Here is a 15,932-nt window from a genome sequence, read left to right as displayed (position 1 = left end):
CTCCCGCGTCCCGGGCGGCCGGCGGGGGACATGCGGGTGCGGCGGCTTCCGCGTCCGGTGTGTGGAGGTCGGGGAACGGCATCGTGATCGCCGACCTCGTGCCCGCCGGGTTGCGGGCGGAATGGGTCGCGCGGGGCGCGTGTCCCGGGCGGGATCTGTACGAGCTGTTCCGCGAAAGGGTGCGGGACGCGCCCGGGCGGGACGCGGTCGTCGACGACGCGGGCGCGCTGAGCTACGCCGAGCTGGACGGGCGCGTGCGGCGGGCCGCCGCGGCGCTCGCCGCGGGCGGGCACGGGGCCGCCGACATCATCGCCGTGCTGCTGCCGAACGGGCGGGACGCGGTCGTCGCCGAGCTGGCGGTCGCGGCGATCGGGGCGGTCGCGCTGGCGATCCCGCACACGCGGGGGCCGCGCGACGTCGCGCGGCTGCTCGAGCTGTCGCGCGCGGCCGCGCTCGTCACCGTGCCCGGAATGATCGACGCGGTCGACGTCCCGTCCGGCACCCGGGTGTGGACGCCGCACCGCCGGATCGACGGGTCCGGCGACGGCGCGCGGTTGCTCGACGACGCGGGCGCGGCGGACGTCCGGGCCTGGCGGCCCGCGCGGCCGGACCCCGAGGCACCCGCGCGGCTGCTCGTGTCGTCGGGGTCGGAGTCGGCGCCGAAGATGGTCGCGTACTCGCACAACGCGATGGCGGGCGGGCGCGGCAACTACGTCGCGGCGCTCGGCGGCGGCGCGCCGATGCGGGCGCTGCTGCTGGTGTCGCTGGCGTCCGCGTACGGGTCGCTCGGGACGTCGGTGATCCTCGCGCGGCTCGGCGGCACGCTCGTCCTGCTGCCCCGGTTCGACGCGGCGGCGGCGCTGCGCGCCGTCGAACGGCACCGGCCGACGCACCTGTTCGGCGTCCCGACGATGCTGTGGCGGATGACCGAGGCGGACGTCGAGGCGGACGTGTCGTCGCTGCGCGCGGTCGTGTCCAGCGCGGGCCCGGTGCACGGGCACGTCGTGGAGGCGTGCGCGCGCCGGTTCGGGACCGCGCCCGTCAACATCTACGGGTCGAGCGACGGCGTCAACTGCCACACCGGCCGCGACCCGGGCGGGTGGCGGCCGGGCCTCGCGGGCGTCCCCGACCCGGACGTCGCGGAGATCAGCGTCCGCGACCCGCGGGGGCGGCCGCTGCCGCCGGGCGAGGCGGGCGAGATCTGGGCGCTCGGCCCGATGACGCCGCTGTGCTACGTCGCCGCCCCCGAGCTGGACGCGCGGCACCGCGCCCCCGGCGGGTGGGTGCGCAGCGGCGACCTCGGCCGCCTCGACCCGGACGGGACGCTCTGGGTGCTCGACCGGCTGAAACGCGTCGTGATCCGCGGCGGCGTCGGCCTGTCCCCGGCGGACGTGGAGCGGGAACTGAGCACCCACCCGGGCGTCGCGGACGTGCACTGCGTGCCCGTCCGGGACCGCGACCTCGGCGAGCGCATGTGCGCGTGCGTCGCGCCGCCGCGCGGGACGCCGCCGCCGACGCCCGCCGCGATGCTGGACCACCTGCGTGAACGCGGCCTCGACAAGCGGCGGCTCCCGGAACGGTTCCTCGTGCTGGACGAACTGCCGCTCGGGCCCACCGGGAAGGTGTGCGCCGCGACGCTCGCGCGGCTCGCCGCCGAGCGCGCCGTGCCCGCCGACGCGGGGAGCGGCCGGTGAGCACGGCCACCTTCGGCGACCGGGACGAGGACGCCCGCGAGCGGCACCGCCTGCTGGGCGAGGCGTACGACCCGATGACCGTGGAGAACCTCGCCCGGACGGGCGTCGGGCCGGGCTGGCGGTGCCTGGAGGTCGGCGCGGGCGACGGGAGCGTCGCCGCGTGGCTGGACCGGCGGGTCGCGCCGGGCGGGCGCGTGGTCGCGACGGACGTCCGGCCCGACCCGCGGGCCGCGGGTCCGCGGGTGACGCGGCACGACATCGCCCGCGACCCGCTGCCGGACGGCGAGTACGACCTCGTGCACGCCCGGCTCGTCCTGCGGCTGCTGCCCGACCGCGACCGGGTGCTCGCCCGGCTCGTCCGCGCGCTCAAGCCGGGCGGCGTCCTGCAGCTCGACGAGTTCGACGCGTCGGCCGCGCCCGCGCTGCGCGTCCCGAGCCCGGCCGCGCGGGAACTGTACGAGACGTTCACCGCGGCGAAGAACCGGCTGATGGCCCGGGCCGGGATCGACGTCGCGTGGGGACGGCAGGTGGTGCGCGCGATGGTCGCGGCGGGGCTCACCGGGGTCGTCGCCCGCTCCCGCGCCGAGCCGTGGGACGCGGGGTCGCCGGGCCTGCGGCTCCTCGCGCACCACGCGCGGCACCTGCACGACGGGCTGGTCCGCGAGGGCATGACGCCCGGGCAGCTCGACGACGTCCGGGAGCTGCTCGGCGACCCGGGCTTCCGGGCCCGCTCCTACACCATGTACTCCGTCCAGGGCCGACGCCCACGGGAGGACCGATGACGACGCACACGCAGTACGGGGACGCGCAGTACGGGGACACGCAGTACGGGAACGCGCACCCCGGGGACGCGCGGGACGGGCGGCGGTTCGACGTCCGCGCCGCCGCACCCGACGCGCACGCCGCGATGGCCGCGTTCGACGCCGCCGCGGGCGCCGGGCTCGACCCGTCGCTCGCCGAGCTCGTCCGGATCCGCGCGTCCCAGCTCAACGGCTGCGGGATGTGCCTGGCGATGCACACCGACGCCGCGCGCCGGTTCGGCGAGGACGAGCGCCGCCTGCGGGCGCTCGCGTCCTGGCGCGGCAGCCCGCTGTTCAGCCACGCGGAGCGCGCGGCGCTCGCCCTCACGGAGGCGATGACGGCGATCGGCGAGGGCGTCCCGCAGCGGGTGCTCGACGCCGCGCGCGACCACTTCGACGACGCGCGGCTGGCGCACCTGATGTGGACGATCGCCGCGATCAACGCGTGGAACCGGGTGGGGATCGCCGCATCGGCGTTGGCGGCCGACGAGGGCGGGTGACATGGCACTATTCCGGTTATGAATGCCCGAAACTCCCGGACGACCGTCACCGTCGCGGTGGGCTGGCTCGTCTTCGGGGTCGTGTGCGTGCTCGGCGCCGCCTTGGCGGCGCTGGCCGGCCTGCCGGGGCGGCTCGCCGAGCAGCGCGCGTTCGACTCCGCGGCGGCCTGCCCGGCCGCGCCGCGGGAACCCGCCGACTGCCGCTGGAAGCAGGAGTTCACGATCTCCGCGATCCGGCTGTACGCGGGCAGGCACAGCGAGATCACGGCGACGCTCACCGACCGCTCGGGCCGCGAGCGGCCGACCGAGTTCAAGAGCAACGAGCCCCTGCTGGACGACCTGGACGACGGCGACACGGTCGTCGGCACGATCTGGCGCGGCGAGGTCGTGGAGATCGCCGCGCCGGGCGGCGTGCAGGAGACGGAGGCGAACCCCGGCGGGTTCGCGGAGGCGGCCATGGGGACCGTGGTCGTCCTCGGCCCCACCGGCCTGCTGGTGATCGCGGCGAGCGGGTGGCGGCTGCGGCGCCGCGCCGATGAGGAGCCGCCCCGGGCGCTGACCGGCCTCCTCTGGTTCACCGGCGCCCAGGCGGCGGGCTCGCTCGCCCTCGGGATCCTGGTGGCGGCCGGGGGATGGTCCGTGTGGCTCATCCCCGGGCTGTGGCCGGTGATGGCCGCGGCGACGGCGGGTCTCACGGTCCTCGCCGTCCGGAAGGCGGGCGACGTCTCCGCCGCCCTGGGCGGCACCGGCACCGCGCCCTCGACGGACGAGGACGGCGCGCGCGCCGTTTGATCACGAAATTGGCTACCGTGACGCGCTATGAGCCCGCACGGTAAGAGGACACGCGCCCGCGACATCGTCCGCTGCACGGCCGGCCTGCTGCGGTTCGCGACGCCGGGCGAGCTGGACGAACTCCTCGACCGCCTTCCCGAGGGCCGCGCCGAGCGCGCGGTGCGGAGCCACGGGACGCCCAACCGCGCCGTCCTCGAAGCCCTGCTGCGGCGCGGACGTCCGGGCGACATCGACGCGCTCGTCACGCACGCCCTCACGGTCGGCGACCCGCCGTCGCTGCTCGGCCGGCTCCTCGACCTCGACAGCCCCGAGGTCGCCGAGGCGTTCGTGAGCGCCGACGTCGCGCTCACCCCGCTGCCGCGCAACCTGCGCCGCCAGCTCGCGCACCAGACGTCCCGCCACGACGGGGTCACGCCGCGCCCGCTGCCCATCGGGCTGCGGGAGGCACTGCCGTCCGCGAAGGTCCCGGAGGCGTTCGACCACGCCCTGCTCTACACGGCCGAACCCGGCCTGGCCGGGGCCGCGCTGCGCTTCCTCGGCGCGGGCGCCGACCCGCACGGCGCCGTCCAGGCCTGCCGGACCCTGCTGGACGCCCGCCGCCACCACGAGATCCGCGAACTCGTCGAGCAGGACCGGCTCCCCGCGTACCGGTGGGGGCCGCACGGGACGGAACCGAGCGTCCTCGCCTACGCGCAGGCCGCGCTGCGCGGCGAGGAGGGCGAGCGGGCGCTGCGCGAGCTGTCCGGGCGGGTGCGCCGCGCCGAGTTCCTCCGGACGGTCGCCGAGATCGCCGACGCGCCCGCCTGCGCGGGCCGTCCGGCCGTCCGGACGGTCGTGGACCGCCGCCACCCGGGCATCCCCCGCGTCGGCTGGGCCGACGTCCTCGCGGACGAGCCGCGCCGGCGCGCCGCCGAGGGGCCGTTCCCGCTCCGCGCGGCCCGGTTCATGGCGAAACGCACCGACATGCCGCTCGAACTGGAGCGGCTGCTGGTCGCCGACCACCCGGACCTCGCCGTCTTCCTGGCCGACCCGGCGCCCGAGGTGCTCGCCGACCTGTGCGGGCGCGGGCCCGTGCCGGGCGCGGACGTGATCCTCAAGGTCGTCGGGAACGGCCTGGCCGCCGGCACGCTCACGCCCGAGTTCGTCGTCGAGACCGTCCCGGAGGACGTGCTGCGGGTCGTCGCCGAGTCGCTGTGGCTGCCCGGAATGCGGGGCACCGCCCGGATCCGCGCGCTCCTCGGTCTCGCCGGGGACGTCCCGCTCGTCCCGGCGTTCGTCGACGAGACCGGGCACGGCCGGACCCGCCGCCTCCGCCGTCCCGGCCCGGCCGCGCACTGGGACCCCGCACTGATCTACGGTTCCGCCGCCGCCCGGCTGTTCGCGCGGCCCGGCGGCACGACCGCCGACGAGGTCATCGCCGCCGCGAACGTCGACGCGCTCCTCGCCCCCGCCGCCGGCGCCGCCCCCGACCCGCGCGTCCTGCGCCGCCTCGCCGAACACGTCGACGTGCACCTCGGCGGCCGTCCGGAAGCGTGGCCCGCCGCGCTCCGGCTGCTGGAGGACGGCTTCGTCGGCACCCTCCCCGAACTGCTGGCGGCCGCCGGGGACGTCACCAGCTGACGACCCGGTAGTCCTTCAGCAGGACGCCGTGCGGCGGCTCCCCGTCGCGCTCGCCCCGCACGATCGGGTCGTACACGCGGGCCGCCGCGTCCACGACGTCCAGCGGCGGGCGGAACCCGGCGGCGGCCCGCCGCGCCCGGTCCGGCTCCGGCCGCTGGTCGGTGAACCATCCCGGATCGACGCTCGTCACGTACACGCCGCGCTCCGCCAGCTCGGGCGCCGTCGTCAGCGTCAGCATGTTCAGCGCCGCCTTGGCCATGTTCGTGTGCGGATGCTCCGCGCCCCTGTAGTACCGGCCGAACCGCCCCTCCGCCGCCGACACGTTCACCACGTACCGGCGCGGGCGCGGCGACGCCTCCAGCAGCGGACGCAGCCGCCCGAGCAGCAAGAACGGCGCCGTCACGTTGACGAGCTGCACCTCGATGAGCTCCACGGGGTCGATCTCGTGCACCAGCCGCGTCCACGAGTTCACCGGCGACGGGTCCGGCAGCAGCCCCGCGACGTCCACGGTCCCCGAAGCCGGTGCCGCCGGAGGCCCGGCCGGCCCCGGCGGCAGCGCCGCCCGCTCCTCGACCGCGAGCAGCTCCGCGTACGACTCCGGCGGGTGCCGCAGCGTCTGCGCCGCCAGGTTCACCAGGACGTCCAGCGGTTCGCCCGCCGCGACCAGCCCGTCGCACCAGCGGACGAGCGCCGGGACGTCCCGCAGGTCCATCCCGACGACCGTGAGCCGGTCCCACCACGCGTCCCGATCGGGCACGGCCGCGAACCGTCGCCGGGCGTCCGCCGGGAACCGGGTGAGGGCCGTCACCGCCGCGCCGTCCCGCAGGAGCTTCAGCACGAGCTCGAACCCGGCCTTGACCCGCCCTCCGGTGACGATCGCGCGCCGCCCGGCCAGGTCCGCCCGCGCGTCCCGCCGCGCCCGGTGCTCCCCGGCGCACAGCGGACACAACCGGTGGTAGAAGCCGTCCGGCTCCCGGTAGTGCGCCTTGCAGACGTAGCACGTCTGCAACCCGCCCAACCGGGCCGGGGACGCAGCGCCCTCGCCCGCCCCGCCCGTCGCCTCGCCCGGGCGCCGTTCCGCCGCCCTGCCCGGCGGCTCGACGGGGGCGCCCGGTACCCGGTCCGGTGCCCCGGTCGCCGTTCCGGCCAGGATCTCGGCGTCCGCCGCCGCGCGCCGCCGCCGCTGCGCCGCGCGCTCCCGCCCCCGCGTCCGCCGGACGAACGCGGACACCGCCGCCCGCACCCGTTCGAGATCCGGGTCGCCGTCGGGCGCGTCCGCCAGTTCGGCGAGGACGCGCAGGCACGTCGCCACCTCGTCGTCCCGCATGCCCGCCATTAAATCGGGTGATCTCGGACGTCGCTCCGTGGCATGTCGAGGCGCTGGAGCGCCGCCGCCCCGCCCGCTGGGTGCGGTCGCTGTGGCGGCCCGCCCCGGACGCCTGACGGCGCCCGGGGCACGGCCGGTTCAGAAGTAGTTGCGGTGCCAGAGCGCGGTACCGTCCGCGCCGTACCCGGTCAGGGTGCCCTCGGGCCCGTGCTCCGGCGGGACGGCGCCGCCGAACAGCGCCACCCGCTGGTTCCAGTCCGGGACGACCGTGCGGGCCTCGACCCGCACGCCGCTGTGCAGTTCGAACTCGACGCGCCGCGTCTCGGGACCGGCGATGCCCCACCACCGGCGCCCCTCGGCCCACCTCTCGTAGCCCTCGGCCCACCGCCGCCCGCCGTCCCGCCGGGCCGCCTCGGCGAGCGGACCGTCCGGCTCGAAGCCCTTGACCGCCTTCCCGCCGGCCCAGAAGCCGAGGCACGACCCGTCCCAGTGGGCCGCCAGGTCCGAGCCGGGAAGGTCCACCGCCGCCCCCGGCGGACGTTCCGGCAACGCGCAGCCGCGTCCGGTGTCGGCGTCCGGCTGCTCGACCGTCCCGAGCGCGCGGCCGCCCGCGTCCTTCAGGGTGACGGACTCGACGGTGTGCGTGCCGCCCACCTGCCAGACCGGATAGCGGAATCCCTCGCCGTGCAAGAGCCGCCCGGTCACCTCCCGCCCGTCCCCGAGCACGGCGGTGACCGACGCCACGTCCGGGCCCGCGACGCCGAGCGCCATCTGGCCGCCGATCGGCGGCCCGCCGAGATCCTCACCGAACCGGGCGGTGAAATCGTCCTCGGCGCGCGGGGACAGGGGGGACGCGCAGCCGCCTTCGACCGGCTCCCCCGTCCACGACCAGCACAGGGCGGGCGTCCCGTTCAGGTCGGAGAACCACACGTCCGTCGGCTTCGCGCGCCCGCCGATCGGTTCGCTCCGCACCATCTCGCTGGTCGGCGGATACAGCTCGCGGATCGTCCGGGGCCCCTGGTACGCCGTGTCGCCGGACGGGCGAGCCGCGGCCTCCCGGTCGTCCGCGCCCCGGTCGAGCACGGCCGGGACGGACGCGCCCGCGACGGCGATCGCGGCCAGTGCGCCGCCCGCCGCGGCGAGCCGGGCCCGCCGCCGCCGCACCCGCCGCCGGATCCGCGCCCGGGCCTGCGGATGCGCCTCGTAATCCCGGGCCTTGTCGTGCAGCGCCTCGCGGAGCCGCTCTTCGATCGTGCTCATGCCTTCTCCTCGAGGGCTCGCTGCAGCGCGGCGACGCCGCGGTGGGCGTGCGACTTGACGGTGCCGACCGAGATGCGCATGGCCTCGGCGATGTCCCGCTCCGAGAGGTCCAGCCAGTAGCGCAGGACGAGCACCTCGCGCTGCCGGTCGGGCAGTGCGGCCAGCGCCGCCAGCAGTTCCCGGTGCCGCTCCCGCGCGAGGACGCCCGCGTCGGCGGGCTCGTCGACCGCCGGGGCGTCCCGCCGGTGCGCGGCCAGCCGCAGCCGGGCGAGCCGCAGGTGCCGGTGCCGGTTGCGGGTCAGGTTGATCACCGTGGAGCGCAGGTACGCGCGGGCCGCGCCGCCGTCGCGCAGCCGCCGCCGTTTCCGGTAGTAGCGGGCGAACGCGTCCTGGGCGACGTCCTCGGGGTCGTCCGCGCCCAGCAGCCCGGCGAGCCGCACCAGCGGCCGGTAGTGGGCGCTGAACAGTTCGTCGAACGACGCGTCGGCGTCGGCGGCGGGCACCGGGCCGGCCCGGTCGCCGGAGAGGATCTCGATCACGTAGCCAGAGACACGCGACGCCGCCGGAGGTTGTCCCGCCGGGCCGATTTTCTCCGCACCGAACGAACACGCCGGGTCCGGCGAAACACCCATAGGCGCGGATTCGTACTAGCTTGTGGGTCGAGGGTGGCTGGTGAGGAGAAAAGGTGCCGGAACAGCGGCAGACGGGTGGGTTCAACCCGAATGTGCCGAACATTGCGCGGATGTATGACTACTACCTGGGCGGCAAGGACCATTACACGGCCGACCGCGTCCGCGCCGAGGAGGCGATCGCGGCCGATCCCACGCTCCCGGTCCTGATCAGGGAGAACCGCGCCTTTCTGGGACGAGCGGTGCGGTATCTCGCCGAGCTTGGCGTCGACCAGTTCCTCGACATCGGCACCGGCCTGCCCACCCAGCAGAACGTCCACGAGATCGCCCAGTCGGTGAACCCCGCCGCCCGGGTCGTCTACGTCGACTACGACCCGCAGGTCGTCGCGCACGGCCGCGCGCTGCTCGCCGGGTCGCACGTCACCCGGATGATCGAGGCGGACGTGCGGCGGCCGCGCGAGATCCTCGAGCATCCGGAGCTGGACCTCCTCGACCTCTCCCGCCCGGTCGCGCTGCTGCTCGTGGCGACCCTGCACTTCGTCCCCGACGAGGACGACCCGCCCGGCATCATGGCCGAGCTCCGCTCGGCGCTCGCCCCCGGCAGCCACCTCGTCATGACCCACGCCTCCGCCGACGGCGTCCCCGACGTCGTCGCCAAGGTCGTCGAGGTCTACAACCGCACGTCCGCTCCCGGAACGCCCCGCACCCTCGAGCAGGTCACCGCCCTGTTCGGGGAGTTCGAACCCGTCGAGCCGGGACTGGTGTGGGCGCCGCTGTGGCGGCCCGACCACCCGGTCGACCCGGACCAGGCCCGGCAGACGTGGTTCTACGCGGGGGTCGGACGCAAACCCTAGAGGGTCCACCGAGCGAGGAGGACGTATGCAGGCGACGACGGTCGGGGACGCGCTGCGGGACGCGGCGGCCAGGGGCGGGCCGTTCCTGTACGACGGCGACGACACCATCACCTACCCCGCCTTCGACGAGCTCGCCGACCGGGCCGCGTCCGGGCTGCTGGCCCGCGGCGTCGGCCGCGGCGACCGTATCGGGCTGCTCGGGCTCAACACCCCGCAGTGGCTCGCCGTCTTCTTCGGCGCGGCCCGCATCGGCGCGGTCGTGGTCCCGCTCAGCGTCCGCTACCGGGAGGCCGAGCTGGCGTACATGCTCGGGCAGAGCGGTGCCCGGACGGTCGTCGGCGTCGACGCCGCCGCCGGGTTCGACTTCGCCGGGTTCTTCGACGGGTTCCGGCCGAAGATCCCCGGCGTCCGCGACTTCGTCTTCTTCGGCACCGGCTTCCCCGGCAGCTCATCGTTCGGCGACCTGGTCGCGGCGCCGCCCGACCCGGCGGCGCTCGCGGCGGCGCGCGGCGCCGCCGCCCCGGACGATCCGCTGCTGATCCTCTACACGTCGGGCACGACCGGGCGCCCGAAGGGCGCGGTCATCACGCACGGCGGCCTGCTCGCCTCCGCGTCCGCGCAGGCCGCGCACCTCGGCATGGACGACCGGGACGTCCTGCTCGGCCACCTGCCGTTCAACCACGTCGGCGGCATCACCTGCACGATCATGGCGTCGCTGGTCGCGGGCGCGGCGGTCGCGCTGCTGCCGGCGTTCAGCCCGGACGGCGCGCTGCGCGCCGTCGAACGCCATCGGGTGACGCTGCTGAGCGCGGTCCCGACGATGTTCACGCTGATGCTCGGCCACGAGAGCCTCCCCGAGCGGGACGTGTCGTCCGTCCGGACCTGCGTCGCGGGCGGCTCCAACGTGGACCCCGCGCTGGGCGAGGCGATCCGCCGCGCCTTCCCCGGCGCGTCGCTGTACGGGCTGTACGGCCTGTCGGAGTCGTCGGGCGCGTGCGTGCTGTCCCGGCCGGACGACGACCCCGGGACGGTCGCGCGCACCCTCGGCGTCCCGATCGGCGGGTTCGAGGCCCGGACGGTCGGCGCGGACGGGGCCGCCCTCCCGGCGGGGGAGACCGGCGAGCTGCAGATCCGGGGCGGCTGCGTCGCCGCCGGCTACTGGGACATGCCGGAGGAGACCGCGGAGGCGTTCCTGCCGGGCGGCTGGCTGGCGACCGGCGACATGGCGCTGCTGGAACCGGACGGGCACGTGGTGCTGCGCGGCCGGAAGAAGGAGATGTACATCCAGGGCGGCTTCAACGTGTACCCGGTGGAGATCGAGAACGTGCTCGCCGCGCACCCGAAGGTCGCGATGGTCGCCGGGTTCGGCGTCCCCGACGAGGTTCTGGGCGAGGTCGGCTGCTGCTACGTGGTGCCCCGCCCGGACGGCGAACCGCCCACGGCGGACGAGCTCGCCGCGTACTGCCGGGAGCGGCTCGCCGACTACAAGGTGCCCCGCCGGTTCGTCGTCACCCCCGAGGTCCCGCTGACCCCCGTCGGCAAGATCCACAAGGCGCTGCTCAAGGAACGCCACACGAAGCCTCCGGCCGAGTAGTCACGAGCCGCGCACGATTCGCGCGTCATTTCATCGCCGCGGCGAAAGGCCGGGTCGGGGGCCCGGCGTACTTTCGGGCCGACCTTTCCGTGCACGGAAACAGGAGGCCCCCGTGATCAAGAAATCCTTGCTCGTCGGGACGCTCGCCGCGGCGGCGGCCGCCGCCGGAGCGGTCGTCGCCCCCACGGCCGCCGACGACCCGCGTACGGCCGTCCGGACCCGGACGGCCGCCGCCCCGGCCCCGGCCTCGGCCTCGGCGGGACCGGTCGGCTTCGCGAGCATGAACGGCGGGACGACCGGCGGCGCGGCGGGCGCCACCGTGACGGCGTCGACCGCCGCGCAGCTCGCCGCGTACGCGACCGCGCGCGTCCCGTACGTCATCCGGATCACCGGCACCGTCCGGGTCCCGGGCATGCAGCGCGTCGGCTCGGACAAGACGATCGTGGGCGTCGGCGCGTCCGGCCGGATCACCGGGGGCGGGCTGAACGTGTCCGGGGCCCGCAACGTCGTCATCCGGAACCTCACGTTCAGCGGCGCGTCCGACGACGCGATCAACGTGGAGCGCTCGACGAACGTGTGGATCGACCACAACGACCTGTCGGGCGCCGCGGACGGCCTCACCGACGTCAAACGCGGCTCCGACTACGTCACGGTCTCGTGGAACCGGTACCACGACCACGACAAGACGGCGCTGCTCGGGCACAGCGACGACAACGGCGCCGAGGACCGCGGCCGCCTGCGCGTCACCTACGTCCACAACTGGTTCGACGGGACGAACCAGCGGCATCCCCGCGTGCGGTTCGCCAACCCGGTGCACGTGCTGAACAACTACTACCGCGACATCGGCGGCTACGGCGTCGCGTCCACCGAGGGCGCGGGCGTCCTCGTCGAGGCCAACCACTTCGAGAACGTCGAGGAGCCGACGTCGGTCCGGGAGGGGTCGTCCGGCGAGGGGAACTTCCGGATCCTGAACAACCGCCTCGTCGGCTCCGGAAGGCCGGTCGACCGCAACCCGTGGGCCGTCGCGGCGATCCCGTACCGTTACACGCCCGAGTCCGCCGCGTCCGTGAAGGCCACGGTCATGGCGGGTGCGGGCGTGGGCAAGGTCTGACCCCGCCGCCGCGCCCGCGTGCGCTCCGTTTCACAGAAGTTCACCGAACTTCGCCCGTGCCCCTCCCGTCGTACCCAGGCGATAGACAAAGATGTTCTTTTGACCTGTGATCGGCGGAGAAGGAAAGCATGACCGTCCCACTGCTGGACCGAGACCCCCGCCGGCTCGGCGGCTACTGGCTCGCGGCGCGGCTCGGCGCCGGCGGCCAGGGCGTCGTCTACGAGGGCTACGACGACCGGGGCGCCCGCGTCGCGGTCAAGGCGCTGCATCCGGACGCCGTCACCGAGGCGTACCGCGACGGGCTGCGCAAGGAGGTCGCGACGCTGCAGCGCGTCGCGTCCTTCTGCACCGCCCGGATCATCGCGGCCGACCTCGACCACCTGCCGCCGTACGTCGTCAGCGAGTACGTCCCCGGCCCCGACCTGCAGGCCTGGGTCGACCGCAACGGCGCCTACGGGCCGGACGAACTGCACCGGCTCGCGATCGGCATCGCGACCGCGGTGTCGTCCATCCACCGCGCGGGCGTGGTCCACCGCGACCTGAAGCCGGCGAACGTCCTGCTCGGCCCGGACGGCCCGCGCGTCATCGACTTCGGCATCGCCAAGACCGAGGAGATGTCGCGCAGCGCCACCGGGCAGCTCAAGGGCACGCCGCGCTGGATGGCGCCCGAACTGTTCCGGGGGGAGCGCGCCACCCCGGCGGTGGACGTGTGGGCGTGGGGCGCGATCGTCCTGTTCGCCGCGACCGGCGCGCCGCCGTTCGACGGCGGGTCGCTGCCCGTCCTCATGCACCAGATCACCACCCGCGACCTCGACACCGGGATGCTCGCCGAGCCGCTGCGCGGGCTCGTCGACGCCGCGCTGAACCGGGACCCGGAGGCGCGGCCGTCCCCGGAAGAGCTGCTCATCGGCCTCATCGACGGCGACTCGAGCGACCCCCTCCAGGCGGGCGAGCGGGCCGCGGCGCAGAGCGCGCAGCCGTCGATGACGCTGCCGCCGTCCCTCGCCGACCTCGCCGAGCGGACGTACGCGGCGCTCGACCGCCGCACGCAGGACGCCGTCCCGCGCATCCTGCTCCGCATGGTGTCCGCGCGCCCGGACGCGGACGACGTCCTGCGCACCGTCCCGATCGGCGACTTCACCGACGGCGAGACCGACCAGGACACCGTCTACCGCGTCCTGAACGCGTTCGGGGAGGCCGGGCTGCTCCGCCGCGCGGAGGACGGCACGGTCGGCATCGGCACCCCCGCCCTGCTGCGCGCGTGGCCCCGTATGCGCGACTGGGTGGACGCCGAACGGCACGGCCTCGACAGGCACCACGCCCTCGCCGACGCCGCCCGCCGCTGGCACGCCGGCGGCCGCAGGCCCGCCGACCTGCTGCAGGGCTCCCGCCTGGACGAGGCGCGCGACTGGGCGTCCACCGGCCGCCGCAGGCTCACCCTCAACGTCGCCGAGCGCGCCTACCTGGAGGCGTCGGTCGCGCAGACCCGCCGCCGCGCCCGCACCAGGACGGTCGTCACCGCGGCCCTCGGCGCCCTGCTGCTGGTCGCCGTGATCAGCGGCGGCGCGGCGGGCGCGCAGAGCTACCGGCTCAGCACCGCCAACGAGACCGTGTCCGCGCAGCGCGACACGGCCGTGGGCATGCAGCTCGCGGCGCAGGCCGTCCAGCTCCGCCGCGCCGACCCCGCGCTCGCCCGCCGCCTCGCGGTCGCCGGCGCGTCCCTCGCCGGTGACACGCCGGAGACGCACGACGCCCTCCTCGCCGTGTCCTCGCAGTGGGAGAAGGACATCTGGCGGCCGTCCGGCGTGGACGGCTCCTGGAACCAGGTGTATCCGGCGGGCGGCGGCCCGAACGTGTTCTGGAAGCGGGACAGCCGCACGATCGTCGTCGCCGACGCGGATACCAGGAAGAGCCGCACGCTCACCGCCGCCGGCGCGCCCCTCACGGGCATGGACGTCACCCTGGACGGCACCCGCCTGTTCACGCTCCAGAACGACGGGACGATGACCTTCTGGGATCTCGCCAAGGGAACGCCCAGCCCCCTGCCGCACAAGCACACCATGGGCGCCGGGCTGTTCCTCGGCCCCGCGGGCGAGAAGCTCATCAAGACGCTCGACGGCCGCGTCTCGGTGCTGGACGCCGCCACCGGCCGGGAACTGTTCGGGGTCGAGGCGAAGTACACCGTCCACGGGCCCGCGATGTCCCCGGACGGGCGGTACCTCGTCATGCCGCTGGAGACCGGCGAGAAGAAGATGCGCCTCGCCTGGTGGGACCTGACCACCGGCAAGGAGGTCGGCGGCCGCCACAACGCCCCGAACCAGTACCCGTTCGTTGACGCGAACCAGTACCTGGGCACGACGTTCAGCCCGGACGGCCGCCTCCTCGCCACCCGCGCCGGGCTCCCCGAGGGCCCCGACCAGATCGTCGTCCTGGACGCGAGGACCCGCGAGATCCGCACGTCCCTCTCCGTGCCGACGGACTTCGACGGCACGAGCCTGGACTTCAGCCCGGACGGCCGCTTCATCGCCACCGGGATGACGATGTGGAGCACCGAGCCCGGCACCAACGAGGGCCCCTACCTGCACTACGTCCCCGACGCGATGTGCAACGGCACCCGGTTCGACCGCCAGGGGACGACCCTGCGCTGCGTCGACCACCAGGACCGCATCCGCTCGATCGACGTGTCCGGGTTCACCCACCGGCTCCGGTTCTCGGAGCTGAGCGTCGACTCGGCGATCAGCGGCGACGGGACGACGCTGGCCGTGCGGGTGCGGCCGGGCGTCGTCCAGATCCGGGACACCGCGACCGGCGAGCGCCGCACGGTGATCGACACCCGGAAACCCGCCGAGCGGAACATGGTGCTGTCGCGGGACGGCGCCCTGCTCGCCCTCGCCGGGGAGGACAGCGCGATCGAGGTCTGGGACGTGCGGCGCGGCACCGTCCGCACCCGCATCGACACCGGGACCCCCGCCACGAGCCTGCGCCCCCCGCCCGCGTTCGCGCCGGACGGCAAGGCGCTCGCGGTTCTGGTGTCGAGCAAGCCGAGCCTGCTGAGGTTCTACGACAACTCCAGCGGACGGCCCCTCGGCGAGGCCCGCTCGGGGAAGCCGGACTCGGGCACGAGCGAACCCGACGCGCGGATCGTGTGGAGCGAGGACGGACGCCGTGTGGTCTCCGCGCCCGACCTCGGGGTCGTCGAGTTCCCGTCCGGGCGGACGGCCGTCCCGCCGGGCGAACTCGGCGCGTCGGCGGCGGGCCGCACCGCCCAGGCGCTCAGCCCCCAGGGCGTCCTCGCCACCGTCGAGGGCGTGGGCGACCAGCGGTCCCTGATCTTCTGGGACGTGCGGACGCTCAAACCGGAGGGGAACCCGATCCGGCTCCCCGCAGGCAAGACCCCGATCACGGCGATCTCCCCGGACGGGCGCCTCGCCGCCACCACGACATCGAAGGGCAACATCAACATCTGGGACGTGGAGACCGGGCGCGCCCTCGGCCTCGCCCTCACCGGGCACACGACGAGCACCGACACGGTGATCCAGGCGCTCGCGTTCAGCCCGGACGGCAAGCGCGTCTACAGCGTCGGCCAGGACGACGCCGCGCTCGTCACCCACGTCGTCGACCCCGGCGACCTGAAGAAGTCCCTCTGCGAGGAGACCGACCAGTTGACCCGCGACGAATGGAAGAAATACGTGGGCAAGTACGACGGCATGGAGTACCAGAAGACCTGCTGACCCGGTACCGCCGTGCCTGG

The 15,932-nt window shown here is 75.4% G+C and carries 12 protein-coding genes; 9 read left to right on the top strand and 3 right to left on the bottom strand.

Translation table 11 applies throughout. The features are described 5' to 3' along the window. Positions 1–83 precede the first annotated feature (83 nt). The 5 genes from ACFQ11_RS00610 to ACFQ11_RS00590 are packed head-to-tail and all read left to right on the top strand — an operon-like array spanning position 84 to position 5,406. A complete protein-coding gene (locus ACFQ11_RS00610) occupies positions 84–1,694 on the top strand; it encodes a class I adenylate-forming enzyme family protein (RefSeq protein WP_378295688.1) in 1,611 nt (536 codons plus the stop codon). Further along, complete coding sequence (locus ACFQ11_RS00605) at positions 1,691–2,476, top strand: class I SAM-dependent methyltransferase (protein WP_378295687.1); 786 nt, start codon at positions 1,691–1,693, stop codon at positions 2,474–2,476. Before ACFQ11_RS00610 ends, ACFQ11_RS00605 begins: the two co-directional genes overlap by 4 nt. Beyond that, positions 2,473–2,994, top strand: a complete 522-nt coding sequence (locus ACFQ11_RS00600; protein ID WP_378295686.1) for a carboxymuconolactone decarboxylase family protein — start codon at positions 2,473–2,475, stop codon at positions 2,992–2,994. Before ACFQ11_RS00605 ends, ACFQ11_RS00600 begins: the two co-directional genes overlap by 4 nt. 18 nt (positions 2,995–3,012) lie before the next feature. Further along, complete coding sequence (locus tag ACFQ11_RS00595) at positions 3,013–3,786, top strand: MDR/zinc-dependent alcohol dehydrogenase-like family protein (RefSeq protein WP_378295685.1); 774 nt, start codon at positions 3,013–3,015, stop codon at positions 3,784–3,786. Between the two features lie 27 nt (positions 3,787–3,813). Next, entirely contained in the window at positions 3,814–5,406 is a 1,593-nt protein-coding gene (locus ACFQ11_RS00590) for a hypothetical protein (RefSeq protein WP_378295684.1), read from the top strand. Here the strand turns inward: ACFQ11_RS00590 and ACFQ11_RS00585 are convergent. From ACFQ11_RS00585 to ACFQ11_RS00575, 3 genes are all read right to left on the bottom strand, one after another. Beyond that, entirely contained in the window at positions 5,396–6,733 is a 1,338-nt protein-coding gene (locus ACFQ11_RS00585) for an SDR family NAD(P)-dependent oxidoreductase (protein ID WP_378295682.1), read from the bottom strand. The genes ACFQ11_RS00590 and ACFQ11_RS00585 overlap by 11 nt on opposite strands. Before the next feature lie 138 nt (positions 6,734–6,871). Then, positions 6,872–7,993, bottom strand: coding sequence for a hypothetical protein (locus ACFQ11_RS00580; protein WP_378295681.1), 1,122 nt, complete (start codon positions 7,991–7,993; stop codon positions 6,872–6,874). After that, a complete protein-coding gene (locus tag ACFQ11_RS00575) occupies positions 7,990–8,532 on the bottom strand; it encodes an RNA polymerase sigma factor (protein WP_378295680.1) in 543 nt (180 codons plus the stop codon). Before ACFQ11_RS00575 ends, ACFQ11_RS00580 begins: the two co-directional genes overlap by 4 nt. Positions 8,533–8,678: 146 nt before the next feature. Between ACFQ11_RS00575 and ACFQ11_RS00570 the strand changes: the two genes are divergently transcribed. The 4 genes from ACFQ11_RS00570 to ACFQ11_RS00555 all read left to right on the top strand — a co-directional run bounded on the left by ACFQ11_RS00570 (position 8,679) and on the right by ACFQ11_RS00555 (position 15,912). Further along, entirely contained in the window at positions 8,679–9,476 is a 798-nt protein-coding gene (locus tag ACFQ11_RS00570) for an SAM-dependent methyltransferase (protein ID WP_378295679.1), read from the top strand. A gap of 25 nt (positions 9,477–9,501) precedes the next feature. Further along, the gene (locus ACFQ11_RS00565) at positions 9,502–11,070 is read left to right on the top strand and encodes a class I adenylate-forming enzyme family protein (RefSeq protein ID WP_378295677.1); all 1,569 of its coding nucleotides are present in this window, start codon (positions 9,502–9,504) and stop codon (positions 11,068–11,070) included. A 112-nt stretch (positions 11,071–11,182) separates the two neighbouring features. Then, positions 11,183–12,181, top strand: coding sequence for a pectate lyase family protein (locus tag ACFQ11_RS00560; RefSeq protein WP_378295676.1), 999 nt, complete (start codon positions 11,183–11,185; stop codon positions 12,179–12,181). A gap of 128 nt (positions 12,182–12,309) precedes the next feature. After that, a complete protein-coding gene (locus tag ACFQ11_RS00555; protein WP_378295675.1) occupies positions 12,310–15,912 on the top strand; it encodes a protein kinase domain-containing protein in 3,603 nt (1,200 codons plus the stop codon). Positions 15,913–15,932 lie beyond the last annotated feature (20 nt).

The sequence above is a fragment of the Actinomadura sediminis genome (assembly GCF_042675525.1).
Lineage (GTDB): Bacteria > Actinomycetota > Actinomycetes > Streptosporangiales > Streptosporangiaceae > Spirillospora > Spirillospora sediminis.
This window is presented reverse-complemented; position numbering and strand designations above follow the sequence as displayed.

What these genes read in the sequence shown, in the direction of transcription:
- ACFQ11_RS00585 (WP_378295682.1), bottom strand. Translation starts at nt 6,733, where the DNA reads ATGCGGGACGACGAGGTGGCGACGTGCCTGCGCGTCCTCGCCGAACTG.
- ACFQ11_RS00580 (WP_378295681.1), bottom strand. Translation starts at nt 7,993, where the DNA reads ATGAGCACGATCGAAGAGCGGCTCCGCGAGGCGCTGCACGACAAGGCC.
- ACFQ11_RS00555 (WP_378295675.1), top strand. Translation starts at nt 12,310, where the DNA reads ATGACCGTCCCACTGCTGGACCGAGACCCCCGCCGGCTCGGCGGCTAC.
- ACFQ11_RS00590 (WP_378295684.1), top strand. Translation starts at nt 3,814, where the DNA reads ATGAGCCCGCACGGTAAGAGGACACGCGCCCGCGACATCGTCCGCTGC.
- ACFQ11_RS00595 (WP_378295685.1), top strand. Translation starts at nt 3,013, where the DNA reads ATGAATGCCCGAAACTCCCGGACGACCGTCACCGTCGCGGTGGGCTGG.
- ACFQ11_RS00565 (WP_378295677.1), top strand. Translation starts at nt 9,502, where the DNA reads ATGCAGGCGACGACGGTCGGGGACGCGCTGCGGGACGCGGCGGCCAGG.
- ACFQ11_RS00600 (WP_378295686.1), top strand. Translation starts at nt 2,473, where the DNA reads ATGACGACGCACACGCAGTACGGGGACGCGCAGTACGGGGACACGCAG.